This is a genomic window from Roseateles sp. (genome assembly GCF_036486225.1).
In the GTDB taxonomy this organism is placed as follows: Bacteria; Pseudomonadota; Gammaproteobacteria; order Burkholderiales; family Burkholderiaceae_C; genus Roseateles.
In genome coordinates this window covers 1-17,087 of record NZ_DASVNZ010000347.1, presented here as the reverse complement: position 1 = coordinate 17,087, position 17,087 = coordinate 1, and the positions used below count along the sequence as shown (strand labels likewise).

Sequence of the window (17,087 nt, the reverse complement as noted above, 5' to 3'; positions counted from 1 at the left end):
GCTGTCGCGGCTCGAAGAGGGCGAGGAGCACTACGACCTGCTGGTATCCGACATCGGGATGCCGGAGATGGACGGGCGCTCGCTGATCCGCGCGGTGCGGCAGCTGCCGGGAGGCAGCCCGGAGGAATTGCCGGCGGTGGCGCTGACGGCGTTCGCGATGGTCGCGGACCGGCAGGAAGGCCTCTCGGCCGGGTTCCAGGGCTATGTCGCGAAGCCGATCGAATTGGCGGCGCTGACGCGGGCGATCCAGGTGGCGTTGGGGCGCAAGGCCGGCGGGGACTGAGGGTCGGCGGCATGACAGGTGTGGACCCACAGGGAGGAGTTCCTCCCGTTCGGCCTTCAGCCCGACAACTGCGCCATGACACCCAATGGCGATGTGGGCGATGCATTTCGGCACGGTGGGTGGGCTGCCCGTCTCGTCGTTCTCGTGCCTCGCGTACGGCCAGGTGCCGGAAGGCGGCACTTCGGAACCGGTGAGCGAGTTGCGAGACGGCAAGGCGTACTACGTGTCTCTCAACGTGAAGCCATCGGACCGCTCCGATCCCACGCGGGGCTACTACGCAAAGTTCTGCATCGTTGGCGCTGGTGCTGAACGACGGATCAAACCCATTCCGGAAAGTTCGCCGAACTGGCAAACGGGACGATGCGAATGAGCGCTTGCGTGCCAAGTGGTGGAAGGCTTGCATCGCCGCTCGACCGCGTTTGAGATCGCAGACTGCGATCTCAAACATCGGTGGCCGGAATCGACGGAACGATGGACTGCGCGTTCAAGTGCGCGATGGGCCGTCTGGACTCAGAAGGTGGATCGCGGGCGCACCAGGCTCGGCACGGCCAGCAGGACGATCAACACCGCCTCGAAGAGATCGAAGGCGTAGGGGCCATCCGAAGCGTAGAGCTCCATGACGTGGCGCCAGCCGAAGAAGACGATGCTCAGCGCATAGAGCACCAGCAGCAGCACCGCGCCGACGCGACGCATCCGCTGCGGCACGAGCCGAATGATGAGCAACCCCGCCAGCACGCCCGCCGGCACGAGCGACCAGAACGGCGGCGACGCATACGTGAACGAGTAAGCGAAGAGCCGGAAGGAGATGACCGCGATGACGACCAGCGTCAGCAGCACCGTGAGCAGCACGCGAAGGGCCTTGAGGAGCGCTTCGAGCGACTGCGTTTCCTGATTCATGAACTCGTCCTGATGCCGATTGATCGAGAACCGATTGTGCCGCCACGGCCCCTGCCCTCAGCCCAAGGACCCACCACAAGCGGAACGGGCCGCGCCCCTTGTCGAAGCGCGGCCCGCCATCAGCGGAAGTCGTCGTGGAGGTCGGTCCGGATCAGAACCGCTGCGACTGCATGTAGTCGTCGAAGCCCGCTTCCGCGAAGCGGAACCACAGGTTCTGGTCACGCCGGAAGTTGGCGTAATCCTCGTAGACCTTCTTCCAGTTCGGGTTCTTGGCCGACAGCTCCGCGTACAGCGCCATCGACTCCTTGAACGCCAGGTCCATCGTGTCCTTCGGGAAACGCATCAGCTTGGTCTTGGCCGCCACCAGCTGCTTGAGCGCCTGCGGGTTCAGCACGTCGTACTTGGCCTGCATGTCCACGTGCACGTACGCGGACGCCGCCTCGACGATCGCCTTGTACTCCGGCGACAGCTTTTCATAGGCCTTGGTGTTGATGAAGAAGTCGACCTGCGGGCCGCCCTCCCACCAGCCGGGGTAGTAGTAGAACGGCGCCACCTTGTTGAAACCCAGCTTCAGGTCGTCGTACGGGCCGACCCATTCCGCCGCGTCGATCGTGCCCTTCTCCAGCGCGGAATAGAGCTCCCCGCCCGGCAGGTTCTGCGGCACGCCGCCCATGCGCTCGATCACCCGGCCCGCGAAGCCGCCGATCCGGAACTTCAGACCCTTGAAGTCCGCCGCCGACTTGATCTCCTTGCGGTACCAGCCCGCCATCTGCGCGCCGGTGTTGCCGCCGGGGAAGTTGATGATGTTGTAGTTCCGGTAGAACTCGCGCATCAGCTTCAGGCCGTTGCCGTGGAAGGTCCACGCCGTCATCTGCCGCGAGTTCAGACCGAACGGGATGGACGCGCCGATCGCGAAGGTCTCGTCCTTGCCGAAGAAGTAGTACGGCACCGTGTGCGCGATCTCGACCGTCGCGTTCTGCACGCCGTCGACCACGCCGAAGGCCGGCATCAGTTCGCCGCCCGCGTGCACGCTGATCTGGAACTTGCCGCCGCTGAGCTCGCTGACCTTCTTGGCGAAGACCTCGCCGCCGCCGTAGATCGTGTCGAGCTGCTTGGGGAAGCTCGACGCCATCCGCCACCGGAGGTTGGCCTGCGCATGCACGATGGCCGGTGCCGCACCCGCGGCCAGCACGCCGGCCAGGCCGGCATTCTTGACGAACGAACGACGCTCCATGAAGTCTCCTTTTTTCGTTGGTGTGGTGCCGCCTCACGGGCACCCTTGAGCGAAAACAGGATTAACTACTGGAGGGCTGGCGTCAACCTGACAACCACCACCCTTGGCATCCCGCGGAGGCCCAGGAGGCCGGCAGGTCCGAGGAGGAATGCGGAGCCTGCGACGCGATTGACGACGCGGGCCTGCCGGCCTCCTGGGCCGGCGCTCGGTGGCTGCAGGAAGCGGCCCTGATCAGGCCCCGGCGAGCTTCATGTTCTCCAGCAGGAGGGAGCCCACGGTCTTGCTGCCCAGCGTGTAGGTGTCGGCGCCGATGCCCACGATCTGCTTGAACATCTCCTTGACGTTGCCCGCGATCGTGATCTCGTTGACCGGGAAGGCGATGACGCCGTTCTCGACCCAGTAGCCGCTCGCGCCGCGCGAGTAGTCGCCGGTCACGTAGTTGACGCCCTGCCCCATCAGCTCGGTCACGAACAGACCGGTGCCGAGGCGGCGCAGCATCGTCGGCAGGTCGTCGCCGGGTGCCGTCGCCTTGCTGCGCATCGTCAGGTTGTGCGAGCCGCCCGCGTGGCCCGTCGTGCGCAGGCCCAGCTTGCGCGCCGAGTAGGTCGACAGGAAGTAGCCCTTGAGCACACCTGCATCCACCACGGTGCGGGCCTTGGTGACCACGCCCTCGTCGTCGAAAGGCGAGCTGCCCTTGCCCTTGATGATGTGCGGATCCTCGACCACCTCGACGTGCGGCGACAGGATCTGCTGGTCCAGGCTGTCGAGCAGGAAGCTCGCGCGGCGGTAGAGCGCACCGCCGCTGGTGGCCTGCACCAGCGCACCCAGCAGGCCGGCCGCGACCGGCGCTTCGAACAGCACCGGCACGCTGGCCGTCTTGACCTTGCGGCCCTTGAGCCGCGCCAGCGCGCGCTCGGCGGCGTAGCGACCGATCGTTTCAGCGGAGGACAGATCGGCCGAATCGCGCATCGAGCTGTACCAGGCGTCGCGTTCCATGCCCGCGCCGCGGCCGGCGATCGGTGCGACCGACAGCGAATGTCGCGAGCTCGCATACCCGCCGCGGAAACCGCGCGAGTTGCCCGAATAGAAGTGCGACTGCTGCGCCGAGACCGCCGCACCTTCCGAATTGGTGATGCGCGCGTCCGTCTTCAGCGCCGCGTCCTCGCAGCGCAGCGCCAGCTCGGCCGCCTGCTCGGCGGTGACCGCCCACGGATGGAAGAGATCCAGCGACGGCCGCGCCGCCTCGTCGAGCGACAGGTCCTGCTCGTCGGGCAGGCCGGCGAACTCGTCCTCGGCCGTGAAGCGGGCGATATCGTAGGCCGCTCTGACCGTGTCCTTCAGCGCCTGCGGCGAGAAGTCCGAGGTGCTCGCGTTGCCTCTGCGCTGGCCCAGGTAGACCGAGATGCCCAGCGACTTGTCGCGATTGCGCTCGACGTTCTCGAGCTGGCCGCGCCGCACCGACACCGACATGCCGCTGCCTTCGGACACTTCCGCGCCGGCGTCGCTGGCGCCCTGGCGTTTGGCCTCGGCCAGGACGTCCTCGATCAACTGGCGGAAGTGGTCCTGGCTGTAGGCGAATCCTTGCTCGGCTTGACTCATGAATGCGGTCTCTTTGAAAGCAGCGCGGCCTGGGGGAATCCGAGGCCGCGGCGGGGTGGCGACTATCATACGGGCGCTGTGCCCCGCCCCTCCCGGTCGGGGCTTCTCGCTTTCTCCCCCCATGAACGCCGACCACGACGACCAAGACGACCGCGCGGACTTCGACGAGTTCGAAGACGACCGCCCCAGCAAGAGCCAGCTCAAACGCGACATGGACGCGCTGCAGGCGCTGGGCGAAGAACTGCTCACGCTGCCCGAGAAGCGCGTGGCCGCGCTCGACCTGCCCGAGTCGCTGCTCGACGCGATCAAGGAAGGCCGCCGCATCGTCGCCGGCACCGCGCGCAGCGGCAAGAAGCGCCACCTGCAGCTGATCGGCAAGCTGATGCGCCAGGTCGATCCCGAACCGATCCGCCAGGCCGTCGCCGAGTTCAAGCTCGGCCGCGCGCAGGACTCGCTGGAGCTGCACCAGGCCGAACGCTGGCGCGTGCGCCTGGTCGAGGAAGACAGCGCGCTGCAGGGCTTCATCGACAGTTTCGACGAGGTCGACACGCAGCAGCTGCGCAGCCTGATCCGCGCCGCCCGCAAGGACCGCGCCCAGGCGCCCGAGCAGCGCAACGGCCGCGCCTGGCGCGAGCTGTTCCAGTTCGTGAAGGGCCATGTGCTCGCCGGCAAGGACAACGCCTCGGCCAACGAGGGCGAGGATGGCTCCGACGAGGACGACGATGCGTGACCCGGTGGTCCCGGCGGCTCCGGCGGTCGACGGCGCGGCGCTGCAGCCGCCTGAGGCCGTCCGCATCGGCATCGTGTCGATCAGCGACCGCGCCTCCAGCGGCGTCTACGAGGACAAGGGCCTGCCCGCGCTTCAGGACTGGCTGCGCTCGGCGCTGATCAATCCGATCGAGTTCCAGCCGCGCCTGATCCCCGACGAACGCGCGCTCATCGCGCAGACCTTGCGCGAGCTCGTCGACGAGTCCGGCTGCCACCTCGTGCTGACCACCGGCGGCACCGGCCCCGCGATCCGAGACGTCACGCCCGAGGCGACGATGGACGTCGCCGACCGCGTGATGCCGGGCTTCGGCGAGCAGATGCGGCAGATCTCCCTGCGCTTCGTGCCGACCGCGATCCTGTCGCGACAGGTCGCGGTGATCCGCGGCCGGGCGCTGATCATCAACCTGCCGGGCCAGCCCAAGGCGATCGCCGAGACGCTGGCCGGCCACGAGGCCGCCAGCGGCATCTTCGCCGCGGTGCCGTACTGCATCGACCTGATCGGCGGCCCCTACCTCGAGACACGTGACGCGATCTGCGCCGCGTTCCGCCCCAAGACCGCCCAACGGCCCAAGCGCCCGGGCTGATCCCCCTGCGGCCTCCACGAGGGGCCTCCACAGACGCAACTTCCAAAGCAACACCCATGAAGATCACCAAGGACACCATCGCCACCGTCGAACTGAAGGTCGCGAACAAGCTCGGCCAGATCATCGAGAAGACCGACGAGCCGATGGCGCTGCTGATCGGCGGCTACGGCAACACGCTGCCGGTCGTCGAAGCCGCGCTGGAAGGCCAGGAGAAGGGCTTCGCCACGACGATCGAGCTGACGCCCGAGACCGGCTTCGGCGAGCGCGACGAGAGCCTGCTGATCACGATCCCGAAGAAGGACTTCCCGCCCGGCGTGAAGGTCGGCGGCCAGATCCAGATCCGTCAGGCCAAGGAAGGCGAGGAAGAGCCGGCAGCCGACGACGGCTTCCATGTCTTCACCGTCGTGAAGGTCAAGGGTGACACCGTGCACCTGGACGGCAACCACCCGCTGGCCGGCCAGCACCTGAAGATCAGCGTCAAGGTCACCGACGTCCGCGCCGCGTCGCAGGAAGAGATCGAGCACGGCCACGCGCACGGCGCGCACGGGCACCATCACTGATTCGCCTCCGCTCCTCTTGCCACCTCTCCCGCAAGCGGGAGAGGGAGTAAGTCAGGCGCTGCAGCTCGGTAGATCAGCGGCTCACTTCACCAGCCGCGACAGCTCCGCCGCGTCGAAGTGCTCGCCCTGCTGCGCGCCTTGCGGCACGCAGTCCTTGCGCTCTTCCTCGGACAACTTCGCGATCGCCTGCCACAGCAGCGCGATCTGGTGCTCCTGGGTGGCGGCGTTGTCGATCAGGCCCTTCATCGCCAGCGCCACCGGGTCGTCGCCCTGCGTCACGCCGTAGGCCGAGAAGCCCATCCGCGCCGCGGCCTCCTCGCGTCTGGCATCGAGCTTGGCCTCGATGACACGCGCCGGATTGCCGACCGCGGTCGCGCCCGGCGGCACCGGCTTGGTCACCACCGCGCCGGAGCCGACGCGCGCGCCCTCCCCGACCGTGAAGCCGCCGAGGATGCAGGCGTTCGCACCGACGATGACGCCGCGCTCCAGCGTCGGATGCCGCTTGGCGCCCTTCACCAGCGAAGTGCCGCCGAGGGTCACGCCCTGGTAGATGGTGACCTCGTCGCCGATCTCCGTCATCTCGCCGATGACGACGCCCATGCCGTGGTCGATGAACACGCGCCGGCCTATGGTCGCGCCGGGGTGGATCTCGATGCCGGTGAGGAAGCGGCCGATGTGGGACGTGAAGCGCCCCAGCCACCGGAACCCGCGCAGCCAGAACCAGTGCGCACACCGATGCATCACCAGCGCATGCAGACCCGGGTAACAGGTCAGCACCTCCCAGGCCGAGCGGGCGGCGGGGTCGCGTTCGAGGATGCAGGCGATGTCTTCGCGAAGACGCTGGAACATGGTGGGGGGACCCGATGGCAGCCCGCGAGGGGCTGGAGCTGAGGGTCGGCCAGTTTAGCGGCGGGTCCCGACCTTGCCCGGCACAGGCTTACTGCCCTGCCGCACGAGCGCCACGCCCCGGGGCAGGCTTGCGCTACTCGTCTCCCCCAAGTGCGGGGGGCGCGCCCGCGGCGGGGTGGGTCTTCTCGATGGCCCGGGCGATGCCGCGCAGGATGTGGATCTCTTCCCTGGTCAGCCCGGCGCGATTGAAGAGCTGGTTCAGGCGAGGCATCAGCTTCTTGGGCGAGGCCGGGTCGAGGTAGCCAAGGTGGACGAGGCTGCTTTCCAGATGCGTCAGCAGGCCTTGCACCGCCTGCGCGTCGGCGAGCTGCGGATCCGGGGTGCGTGCCTCCACCGGAAAACCGCCCAGCGCCTGGCGCCAGTCATAGGAGATCAACTGGACCGCCTGCGCGAGATTCAGCGAGCCATATTCCGGATGCGTCGGGATCGACAGCACCGCATGCGCGCGGTAGACGTCCTCGTTGCTCATGCCGTAGCGCTCGGACCCGAAGAGGAAGGCCACCTGATGGGGGTGCGGCTCCCCCTTCGCCAGCTCGGCGAAGAGCGATCTCGGCTCACGCGTGGGCGGCCCGAAGTCCCGCGGCGTCATCGCCGTGGCGCAGACGAAGGTGCAGCCGTCGAGCGCGTCCTCGACGCGATCGACGATGCGCGCGCGGGCCAGGATGTCGGCGGCGCCGCTGGCCATCGCGACGGTCTCCTCCTGGCTCAGCACGTCGGCGAAGCGGGGCCGCACCAGCACCAGGTCGCGGAAGCCCATCACCTTCATCGCCCGCGCGGTCGAGCCGACGTTGCCGGGGTGGCTGGTCTCGATCAGCACGAAACGTGTCGGATCCGACGTCGGAGAAAGAGCGGTCGTGCCGGAGTCAGCCGGGGGCATAGGGGAAACCACGAGTCTGTGTCAAAATGGTGGATTATCCGCGCCGGCCCCGTGCCAGCGCCCGCTCTTTCCTTTCGCCAGTCCACTTCCCACAGGAACCGTCCCGCATGACGCAAGCCGCTCACCATCCCATGCTCAACGTCGCCATCAAGGCGGCGCGTACCGCCGGCGCGATCATCAACCGCGCGTCGATGGACCTGGACATCCTGAAGATCAACACCAAGTCGCCCAACGACTTCGTGACGGAAGTGGACCAGGCCGCCGAGCAGGCGATCATCGAGACGCTGCTGCAGGCCTACCCCGACCACGGCATCCTGGCCGAAGAATCCGGCCGCGAATACGGCGCGAAGCATTCCGAGTACCAGTGGATCATCGACCCGCTGGACGGCACGACCAACTTCATCCACGGCCTGCCGTTCTACTGCGTGTCGATCGCGCTGGCGCACCGCAACATCGTGCAGCAGGCCGTCGTCTACGACCCGACCCGCAACGACCTGTTCTACGCGACCAAGGGCCGCGGCGCCTACCTGAACGACAAGCGCATCCGCGTGAGCAAGCGCACCCGCATGAGCGACGCGCTGATCGGCACGGGCTTCCCGTTCCGCCGCGGCGACAACTTCAAGCGCTACCTGAAGATGTTCGAGGAAGTGATGACCGAGGTCGCCGGCGTGCGCCGTCCGGGCGCCGCCGCGCTGGACCTGTGCTACGTGGCCGCCGGCCACTACGACGGCTTCTTCGAGACCGGCCTGAACCCGTGGGACGTGGCCGCGGGCTCGCTGATCATCCAGGAAGCGGGCGGCCTGGTGGGCAACTTCACCGGCGAGCCGGACTTCCTGCACCAGCGCGAGATCGTGGCCGGCACGCCGCGCATCTACGGCCCGCTGGTCCAGATCCTGGCGCCCTACACCCGCGTGATCACGCAGGACGCGCTGGACGCCGACGCCGAAGCGGCAGCCGGCGGAGCGCCGACCGACAAGGCGGCCCCCAAGAAGAAGGCCGCTGCCACCACCGAAGGGGGAACCGACGCGCCGAAGAAGCGCGCGCCGGTGCGCATCAAGAAGAATGACGGCGGCGCAGAAGCCTGATTCCATCGGCCTTCCCGGCGATCTTCGGCGTCCTTGACGCTGATCAAACAGAGCCCTCCCTTGGAGGGCTTTGTCGTTTTTGGCGCGAACGGTTGAAGCGCGACCTGTCGGCGCAGACCTAGCATGGCTGCAAGCATTTCGCACAACGACCCGAGAGGTGAACACCATGCCCTCCACTGCCAGGAAGATCTCCGAGTACATCCTTGCCGCCTTCCAGGAGGTCGGTGATCCCATCACGACGGCCAAGCTCCACAAGCTGCTGTACTACGTTCAAGGGTGGCACCTCGCGAACTTCGACGAGCCCGCCTTCGAGGAGCGCTTTGAGGCATGGATGCACGGCCCGTCCTGCCCAGAGATCGACGCGCTCTACGGAGATCACTGGCACACCCCGATCGTCGAGCGCATCGCCCAGCCCACGGATCTGGGTGAGCGACTCCAGAAGCATGTGGACGAGATCATCGATCTTTATGGTGTCGACACCGGATACTCCTTGCACCTCCGGACCCGGTACGAAGCCCCTTGGAACGAGGCACGCAAGAACTTCTCCAGGCATGAGCCTGGCTGCACCGAGGAGATCTCACACGAGTCGATGAAGCGGTTCTTTCAAGCCGAAGCCGCTCGCCCGGAGGCCGCATGACCGCCAGGAAACACGCGCTTCCAGGGAGGGCCCTGCGACAGCACGCCGTGCTTGGGCTGCCGGATCACCTGTTGAGGTTCTCATTCATGCATCTGCAGTCGAGCCGAAAGTTTGGATTGAGTGACGTCTCTGATGCGCCTGCCTACTTCCGCCAACTGCTGCAGCGACTCCAGGCCATATCCACCTTACGACCCTCAGAATTTCGAACCGCGAAAGACAAGTCGCTCCGGGCTCACCGCCATGACTGGGAAGCGACCACGGAGCCAGGCGGATACGCTCATCTGACAGCTGATTGGCGGCGACTCGAAGCCTGGCAGTTCCAACTCAGCGCCAACAAGCACGGCCGCGTCCACGGCATCCTGGTCGACGAGGTGTTCTACATCGTCTGGCTCGATCCCGAGCATCGCCTCTACCAATGAGCCCGGAGCGCCCGATCATGAACGGCCATGCCCTACACTCGTCCTCCAACCAGCCACCCCAGCGCCCTCAGCCCGAGGGCGTTGTCCATTTCCCGTCTCCACCGCTCCCACCGCTCCCGATGACCAGCGCCGCGCCTGCCGATTTCAGCCACCATACGCCGATGATGCAGCAATATTTCGGCCTCAAGGCCGAGCATCCGGACACGCTGCTCTTCTACCGGATGGGGGACTTCTACGAGGTCTTCTTCGACGACGCGCGCAAGGCCAACGCGCTGCTGGATGTCACGCTGACCACCCGCGGCCAGAGCGGCGGCGAACCGGTCGTCATGGCCGGCGTCCCGGTGCATTCGCTGGAGTCCTATCTCGGCAAGCTGATCAAGCTCGGCGAGTCCGTGGCGATCGCCGAACAGACGGGTGAAGTCGGCGCCACCAAGGGCCCGGTCGAACGCAAGGTGACGCGCGTCGCCACACCCGGCACCGTCATCGAATCGGAACTGCTCGCCGACAAGCAGGACTCGATCCTGCTGGCCGTCGCGACGCAGGGCAAGACCTTCGGCCTGGCCTGGCTGTCGATGACGCAGGGGCAGATCGGGATGGCGCAATGCGGCGAGCGCGACCTCGCCTCGTGGCTCGCCCGCCTGTCGCCGGCCGAGGTGCTGGTCGACCGCGAGAAGCATCCCCAGGCCGTGCTGGCCGCCAAGCTGCCGATCACCAACCGACAGAGCTGGCAGTTCGATGCGAACCTGGGCAGCCGCAAACTCTGCGAACAACTCGGCGTCGTCAACCTGCAGGGCCTCAACGCGCAGGACCTGCCCGTCGCCCATGCCGCCGCCGCCTGCCTGCTGTCCTATGCCGAGAGCACGCAAGGCACGCGCGCGCTGACGCACGTGAAGAGCCTGCGCGTGCTGCGCGCCTCCGACCTGCTGGACCTGCCGCCCGCCACGCAACGCAACCTGGAGCTGACGCAGACGCTGCGCGGCGAGACCTCGCCGACGCTGCTCTCGCTGCTGGATTCGTGCCGCACCGGCATGGGCAGCCGCGCGTTGCGCCACTGGCTGCTGCATCCCGAGCGCGACCGCGCCGCCGCGCGCGAACGCCAGGAGGCCATCGCCGAGCTGATCAGCACCGGCTTCGAGCCGCTGCGCGAGGCCTTGCGCCAGGTGTCCGATGTCGAGCGCATCACGGCGCGCATCGCGCTGCGCCAGGTGCGCCCGCGCGAGCTGTCCGGCCTGCGCGCGACGCTGCAGATCCTGCCCGAGCTGGCCCAGACCGTGCCCGGCGGCTCGGCCCTGCTGGAGCAGTTGTCCGAAGGACTGCGCGCCTCGCCGCACATCGCCGAACTGCTGACCCGCGCGATCGCCGAGGAACCTCAGGCGCTGATCCGCGACGGCGGCGTGATCGCCAAGGGCTTCGACGAGGAGCTCGACGACCTGCGCGCCGTGCAGACCGACTGCGACCAGTTCCTGCTCGCGATGGAGGTCCGCGAACGCGCCCGCACCGGCATCAGCAACCTGCGGGTCAAGTTCAACAAGGTGCACGGCTTCCACATCGAGGTCACCAACAGCGGCCTCGGCAAGATTCCCGCCGACTACACGCGCCGCCAGACGCTGACGAACGCCGAGCGCTTCATCACCCCCGAGCTCAAGGCCTTCGAGGACAAGTCGCTGTCCGCCAACGAACGCGCACTGGCCCGCGAGAAGATGCTCTTCGACCTGGTCATCGATCAGCTCACCGAGGAGATGCCGGCGCTGAGCCGCCTGGCGCGCTCGCTGTCGTCGCTGGACGTGCTGGCCGCACTGGCGGAACGCGCGGCGACGCTGAACTGGTGCCGTCCCGAGTTCGTCCCGCATCCCTGCATCGACATCCAGGGCGGCCGCCATCCGGTGGTCGAGGCGCGCCTGCGCGAGACCGGCGCCGGCGAGTTCATGGCCAACGACTGCCGGCTCGACGCCCGCACCAAGCTGATGGTCATCACCGGCCCGAACATGGGCGGCAAGAGCACCTTCATGCGCCAGGTCGCCCTGATCGCGCTGCTGGCGGCGATCGGCGCCTACGTGCCGGCGACCGCCTGTCGGCTCGGCCCCATCGACGCGATCCACACGCGGATCGGCGCGGCGGACGACCTCGCCAACGCGCAGTCGACCTTCATGCTGGAGATGACCGAGGGCGCCGCGATCCTGCATGCCGCCACCGAGCAGTCGCTGGTGCTGATGGACGAGATCGGTCGCGGCACCTCGACCTTCGACGGCCTGGCGCTGGCCGGCGCGATCGCCACCCATCTGCACGACAAGTGCCGCGCTTTCACGCTGTTCGCGACGCACTACTTCGAGCTGACCGAATTCCCGGCCAAGCATCCGCAGGCGGTCAACATGCATGTGTCCGCGGTCGAGAGCGGCGAGGACATCGTGTTCCTGCACGAGATCCAGCCCGGCCCCGCCAGCCGCAGCTACGGCGTGCAGGTCGCCCGGCTGGCCGGCATGCCGGGTCCGGTCGTGCGACAGGCCCGCGCGGCGCTGGAGGCGCTCGAAGCCCGGGCCACCGAAGGCGAGACGCAGATCGACCTGTTCGCCCCGCCGCCGGAGCCCGCGCCGAGCGCCGCGGCCGAAGAGCCCTCCGAGCTGCTGGACGCGCTGCGCGACCTCGATCCCGACGCGCTGAGCCCGCGTGAAGCGCACGCGGCGCTGTACCAGCTCAAGCTGCTGGCCGCCGGCCGCGCCTGAGTCCGACGAGCCTTCGCCAGACCCATTGCCACCCGCCCATGGACACCCAAAAGACCCTCGTCTTCTCGCACGCCAACGGGTTTCCCGCGGGCTGCTACCGGGTGCTCTTCGACCGCTGGCGCGATGCGGGCTGGACCGTGCACGCGCTGCCGCGCATCGGTCACGATCCGCGTTATCCGGTCACCAGCAACTGGCCGCATCTGCGCGACGAGCTGCTGCACTTCATCCAGGACGAGGTCCGGCCGACCGCGCCGGTGATGCTGGTCGGACATTCGCTCGGCGGGCTGCTGTCGCTGCTGGCCGCCTGCCGCAAGCCGGCGCTGGCACGGGGGCTGGTGATGCTGGACTCGCCGGTGATCGACGGCTGGCGCGCGCACAGCCTGCAGGTCGCGAAGTCGGCCGGCTTCATCAAGCGCGTCTCGCCGGGCAAGGTCTCGCACCAGCGGCGCTACGAATGGCCCAGCCTCGATGACGCGCACGCGCACTTCGCCGCCAAGCACAAGTTCGCGCGCTGGGATCCCCGGGTGCTGAAGGACTACATCGCCAGCGGCTTCGATGCGCACGAGGACGGTCAGGTGCGCCTGGGCTTCCAGCGCGAGATCGAGACCCGCATCTACAACACGCTGCCGCACAACCTGCCGCGCATCCTGAGGGGCCACGCGCCCAAGTGCCCGGTGGCGTTCGTCGCGGGCACGCAGTCGGAGGAACTCCGGCAGGCCAATGCCGCCGGCTCCAAGGCGCTGGCCAAGGACCTGTTCCGCTGGTTCGAAGGCACCCACCTCTACCCCTTCGAAAGACCCGACGACACGGCCTCGCTCGTCCTCGAACTGATGGGGGAGATCGAGGCCAAAACGGCATCGCTATAATCGCGCTTTACCACCACGGCGTTTTTGGGTTCCGGTACGACGCATCCGGTTCATCAGGCGCTGCAAGACAATGACCAAGTACGTCTTCGTCACCGGCGGTGTCGTGTCCTCTCTCGGCAAGGGCATCGCATCGGCCTCTCTCGCGGCCCTTCTCGAGTCCCGCGGCCTCAAAGTCACCCTGATCAAGCTGGATCCCTACATCAACGTGGATCCGGGCACGATGTCGCCGTTCCAGCACGGTGAAGTGTTCGTCACCGACGACGGCGCGGAGACCGACCTGGACCTGGGCCACTACGAGCGCTTCATCACCACGCGGATGAAGAAGAGCAACAACTTCACCACCGGACAGATCTACATGTCGGTGCTGGAGAAGGAGCGCCGCGGCGACTACCTCGGCAAGACGGTGCAGGTCATCCCGCACATCACCAACGAGATGCAGGACTTCATCCGTCGCGGCGCCGGTCACGGCACGCCGGACGGGGTGGACGTGGCGATCGTCGAGATCGGCGGCACGGTCGGCGACATCGAGTCCCTGCCCTTCCTGGAAGCCGCGCGCCAGATGAGCCTGAAGTCCGGCCCGAACAACGTCGCGTTCGTGCACCTGACCTACGTGCCGTGGATCGCCGCGGCCGGCGAGCTCAAGACCAAACCCACGCAGCACACCGTGCAGAAGCTGCGCGAGATCGGCATCCAGCCCGACGCACTGCTGTGCCGCGCCGACCGCCGCATCCCGGACGACGAGCGCGAGAAGATCTCGCTGTTCACCAACGTGCCCGAGTACGGCGTGATCTCGATGTGGGACGTCAACACGATCTACAAGGTCCCGCGCATGCTGCATGAGCAGGGCCTGGACCAGATGATCTGCACCAAGCTGCAGCTCAACACCAAGTCCGCGGACCTGAAGCGCTGGGACACGCTGGTCAACGAGGTCGAGAACCCCAAGACCGAAGTCACCATCGCCATGTGCGGCAAGTACACCGACCTGTCGGACAGCTACAAGTCGCTGAACGAGGCGCTGCGCCACGCCGGCATCCACAACCACGCCCGCGTCAACATCGAGTATGTGGACTCGGAGACGCTGGACGCGGAACACTCGAAGCAGCTCGACAAGTACGACGCGATCCTGGTGCCGGGCGGCTTCGGCAAGCGCGGCGTCGAGGGCAAGATCCTCGCCGCCCAGTACGCCCGCGAGCACAAGACGCCCTACCTGGGCATCTGCCTGGGCATGCAGGTCGCGACCATCGAGTACGCGCGTCACAAGGCGCACCTGGACGGCGCGAACTCGACCGAGTTCGAACCCGACGCGCCGCACAAGGTGATCGCGCTGATCGACGAATGGCAGGACGCGGACGGCTCGATCCAGAAGCGCAATGCCCAGTCCGACCTCGGCGGCACGATGCGCCTGGGCGCGCAGAGTTCCGACGTCAAGCCGGGCACGCTGGCCTACGAGATCTACGGTCCGGTCGTGAACGAGCGTCACCGCCACCGCTACGAAGCCAACGAGCAATACCTGGAACAGCTCCAGGACGCCGGCCTGGTGATCTCGGCGATCACGCAGCGCGAGAAGCTGACCGAGATCGTCGAGCTGCCGCGCACCGTGCATCCCTGGTACATGGGCGTGCAGTTCCACCCGGAGTTCAAGTCGACCCCGTGGGACGGCCACCCGCTGTTCATCGCGTTCATCAAGGCCGCGCTGGAGCACAAGGCCAAGGCCGGCCACGAGGTCAGCGCCCCCGCGGCCGCCTGATCCCGGCCGGGATCGGGGACGACGTCAGACACCCACGAACGAGACACCGCCCATGCCCGCTTTCATCATTGCCGACGTGACCGTGACCGACGCCGACCAGATGGCGAAGTACCGCGAATGGAGCACGAAGGCGATGCAGGAACACGGTGCGGAGGTGCTGGTCCGCGGCGGCACGGTCGAGGTGCTGGAAGGCCCCTGGACACCGAACCGCCTGGTGGTGCTGAAGTTCCCCGACCGCGCGGCGGCCAAGGCCTTCTACGACTCCGAGACCTACCAGCATGCCAAGTCGCTGCGCGAGCACGCCGGCGTCATGCGCATGATCGTGGTCGACGGCGTCTGATCCCCCGCCATGCCCGACACGAGCCATCGCGCCGCCAGCCTGTCCAGACGGACGGCGAGCGGTCCGGTGGCTTTTTTCCGTCCCCCATTCAGGCCGCAGGTTGTTCAGCACAGGTAACCCGTTGCTGGCACCATGCGCGCCGACCGAGTTTTTTCACTTCTGGAGACTGTTCCCATGAGCGCCATTGTTGACATCGTCGGCCGAGAGATCCTCGACAGCCGCGGCAACCCCACCGTGGAATGCGACGTGCTGCTGGAGTCCGGCGTGATGGGCCGCGCCGCCGTGCCGTCGGGCGCGTCGACCGGTTCGCGCGAAGCCATCGAGCTGCGTGACGGCGACAAGTCGCGTTACCTCGGCAAGGGCGTGCTGAAGGCCGTCGAGCACATCAACACCGAGATCTCGGAAGCCGTGCTGGGCCTGGACGCCTCCGAGCAGGCCTTCCTGGACAAGACCCTGATCGACCTGGACGGCACCGAGAACAAGAGCCGCCTGGGCGCGAACGCCATGCTGGCCGTGTCCATGGCCGTGGCGCGCGCCGCCGCGGAAGAGTCGGGCCTGCCGCTGTACCGCTACTTCGGCGGCATGAGCGGCAACCAGCTGCCGGTGCCGATGATGAACGTCATCAACGGCGGCGCGCACGCCAACAACTCGATCGACCTGCAGGAGCTGATGATCATCCCCGTGGGCGCGCCGTCGTTCCGCGAGGCGCTGCGCTGGGGCGCGGAAGTCTTCCATGCGCTGAAAAAGATCATCGACGCCAAGGGCATGTCGACCGCCGTCGGCGACGAAGGCGGTTTCGCCCCCAACGTCGAGAACCATGAAGCCGCGATCCAGATGATCCTGGAAGCGATCGACAAGGCCGGCTACACCGCCGGCGAGCAGATCGCGCTGGGCCTGGACTGCGCCGCCAGCGAGTTCTACAAGGACGGCAAGTACGTGCTGGAAGGCGAAGGCGGCATCCAGCTGACGGCCGAACAGTGGACCGACATGCTGGCCACCTGGGTCGACAAGTACCCGATCATCTCGATCGAGGACGGCATGGCCGAAGGCGACTGGGACGGCTGGAAGCACATCACCGAGAAGCTGGGCGACAAGGTGCAGCTGGTGGGCGACGACCTGTTCGTCACCAACACCAAGATCCTGAAGGAAGGCATCGACAAGGGCATCGCCAACTCGATCCTGATCAAGATCAACCAGATCGGCACGCTGACCGAGACCTTCGCCGCCATCGAGATGGCCAAGCGCGCCGGCTACACCGCCGTGATCTCGCACCGCTCGGGCGAGACCGAGGACTCGACCATCTCCGACATCGCCGTCGGCCTGAACGCCGGCCAGATCAAGACCGGTTCGCTGTCGCGCTCGGACCGCATGGCCAAGTACAACCAGTTGCTGCGCATCGAGGAAGACCTGGGCGACGTGGCGGTGTACCCCGGCCGCGCGGCGTTCTACAACCTGCGCTGATCCGCTGCATCGATTGACGACGGGAAGGTCCGCTGAGCGGGCGCTCCCCGCGTTCGAAGGGCAGGCCCACGGGCCTGCCCTTTTTCGTTGCAGCTAAACTC

Annotated in this window: 18 protein-coding genes; 13 read left to right on the top strand and 5 right to left on the bottom strand. The window is 67.3% G+C overall.

Going from position 1 to position 17,087, the window contains the following annotated elements:
- On the top strand, nucleotides 1-283 hold a 283-nt coding region (locus VF536_RS22740), incomplete at its 5' end, for a response regulator (RefSeq protein WP_331617179.1).
- A gap of 91 nt (nucleotides 284-374) precedes the next feature.
- Nucleotides 375-653 (top strand): hypothetical protein, encoded by a 279-nt coding sequence (locus tag VF536_RS22735; protein WP_331617178.1) that lies wholly within the window; start codon nucleotides 375-377, stop codon nucleotides 651-653.
- Between the two features lie 140 nt (nucleotides 654-793).
- Here VF536_RS22735 and VF536_RS22730 read toward each other — a convergent pair whose 3' ends face one another.
- From VF536_RS22730 to pmbA, 3 genes are all read right to left on the bottom strand, one after another.
- Nucleotides 794-1,180: a hypothetical protein gene (locus tag VF536_RS22730; RefSeq protein WP_331617177.1), complete on the bottom strand. Its 387-nt coding sequence runs from the start codon at nucleotides 1,178-1,180 to the stop codon at nucleotides 794-796.
- A 151-nt stretch (nucleotides 1,181-1,331) separates the two neighbouring features.
- The gene (locus tag VF536_RS22725; RefSeq protein ID WP_331617176.1) at nucleotides 1,332-2,414 is read right to left on the bottom strand and encodes a TRAP transporter substrate-binding protein; all 1,083 of its coding nucleotides are present in this window, start codon (nucleotides 2,412-2,414) and stop codon (nucleotides 1,332-1,334) included.
- Nucleotides 2,415-2,645: 231 nt separating this feature from the next.
- Entirely contained in the window at nucleotides 2,646-4,013 is a 1,368-nt protein-coding gene (gene pmbA / locus VF536_RS22720; protein ID WP_331617175.1) for a metalloprotease PmbA, read from the bottom strand.
- A gap of 121 nt (nucleotides 4,014-4,134) precedes the next feature.
- On the opposite strand from pmbA, the gene yjgA reads away from it, so the two are divergent.
- From yjgA to VF536_RS22705, 3 genes are read left to right on the top strand one after another with little or no spacing between them, the layout of a single operon-like run.
- The gene (gene yjgA, locus VF536_RS22715; protein WP_331617174.1) at nucleotides 4,135-4,743 is read left to right on the top strand and encodes a ribosome biogenesis factor YjgA; all 609 of its coding nucleotides are present in this window, start codon (nucleotides 4,135-4,137) and stop codon (nucleotides 4,741-4,743) included.
- Nucleotides 4,736-5,365 (top strand): molybdopterin adenylyltransferase, encoded by a 630-nt coding sequence (mog, locus tag VF536_RS22710; RefSeq protein WP_331617173.1) that lies wholly within the window; start codon nucleotides 4,736-4,738, stop codon nucleotides 5,363-5,365. Before yjgA ends, mog begins: the two co-directional genes overlap by 8 nt.
- Before the next feature lie 56 nt (nucleotides 5,366-5,421).
- Nucleotides 5,422-5,925, top strand: a complete 504-nt coding sequence (locus VF536_RS22705; RefSeq protein ID WP_331617172.1) for an FKBP-type peptidyl-prolyl cis-trans isomerase — start codon at nucleotides 5,422-5,424, stop codon at nucleotides 5,923-5,925.
- Between the two features lie 81 nt (nucleotides 5,926-6,006).
- On the opposite strand, the gene cysE is transcribed toward VF536_RS22705, so the two are convergent.
- Together cysE and VF536_RS22695 are read right to left on the bottom strand one after the other, a co-directional pair.
- The gene (cysE, locus tag VF536_RS22700) at nucleotides 6,007-6,774 is read right to left on the bottom strand and encodes a serine O-acetyltransferase (protein WP_331617171.1); all 768 of its coding nucleotides are present in this window, start codon (nucleotides 6,772-6,774) and stop codon (nucleotides 6,007-6,009) included.
- A gap of 133 nt (nucleotides 6,775-6,907) precedes the next feature.
- Nucleotides 6,908-7,711: an RNA methyltransferase gene (locus VF536_RS22695; protein WP_331617170.1), complete on the bottom strand. Its 804-nt coding sequence runs from the start codon at nucleotides 7,709-7,711 to the stop codon at nucleotides 6,908-6,910.
- A gap of 107 nt (nucleotides 7,712-7,818) precedes the next feature.
- On the opposite strand from VF536_RS22695, the gene VF536_RS22690 reads away from it, so the two are divergent.
- From VF536_RS22690 to eno, 8 genes are all read left to right on the top strand, one after another.
- Nucleotides 7,819-8,796 carry an inositol monophosphatase family protein gene (locus VF536_RS22690; RefSeq protein ID WP_331617169.1) on the top strand — a complete coding sequence of 326 codons (978 nt, stop codon included), beginning with the start codon at nucleotides 7,819-7,821 and terminating at the stop codon, nucleotides 8,794-8,796.
- Nucleotides 8,797-8,962: 166 nt separating this feature from the next.
- Nucleotides 8,963-9,433, top strand: a complete 471-nt coding sequence (locus VF536_RS22685) for a Panacea domain-containing protein (protein WP_331617168.1) — start codon at nucleotides 8,963-8,965, stop codon at nucleotides 9,431-9,433.
- Nucleotides 9,434-9,519: 86 nt separating this feature from the next.
- Entirely contained in the window at nucleotides 9,520-9,852 is a 333-nt protein-coding gene (locus VF536_RS22680) for a hypothetical protein (RefSeq protein WP_331617167.1), read from the top strand.
- Between the two features lie 119 nt (nucleotides 9,853-9,971).
- Nucleotides 9,972-12,572, top strand: a complete 2,601-nt coding sequence (gene mutS / locus VF536_RS22675) for a DNA mismatch repair protein MutS (RefSeq protein ID WP_331617166.1) — start codon at nucleotides 9,972-9,974, stop codon at nucleotides 12,570-12,572.
- Nucleotides 12,573-12,610: 38 nt separating this feature from the next.
- Nucleotides 12,611-13,438, top strand: a complete 828-nt coding sequence (locus tag VF536_RS22670; protein ID WP_331617164.1) for an alpha/beta hydrolase — start codon at nucleotides 12,611-12,613, stop codon at nucleotides 13,436-13,438.
- A gap of 70 nt (nucleotides 13,439-13,508) precedes the next feature.
- Nucleotides 13,509-15,185: a CTP synthase gene (locus VF536_RS22665; protein ID WP_331617163.1), complete on the top strand. Its 1,677-nt coding sequence runs from the start codon at nucleotides 13,509-13,511 to the stop codon at nucleotides 15,183-15,185.
- 52 nt (nucleotides 15,186-15,237) lie between these two features.
- The gene (locus tag VF536_RS22660; protein ID WP_331617162.1) at nucleotides 15,238-15,525 is read left to right on the top strand and encodes a DUF1330 domain-containing protein; all 288 of its coding nucleotides are present in this window, start codon (nucleotides 15,238-15,240) and stop codon (nucleotides 15,523-15,525) included.
- 174 nt (nucleotides 15,526-15,699) lie between these two features.
- Complete coding sequence (eno, locus tag VF536_RS22655) at nucleotides 15,700-16,986, top strand: phosphopyruvate hydratase (protein WP_088405489.1); 1,287 nt, start codon at nucleotides 15,700-15,702, stop codon at nucleotides 16,984-16,986.
- Nucleotides 16,987-17,087 lie beyond the last annotated feature (101 nt).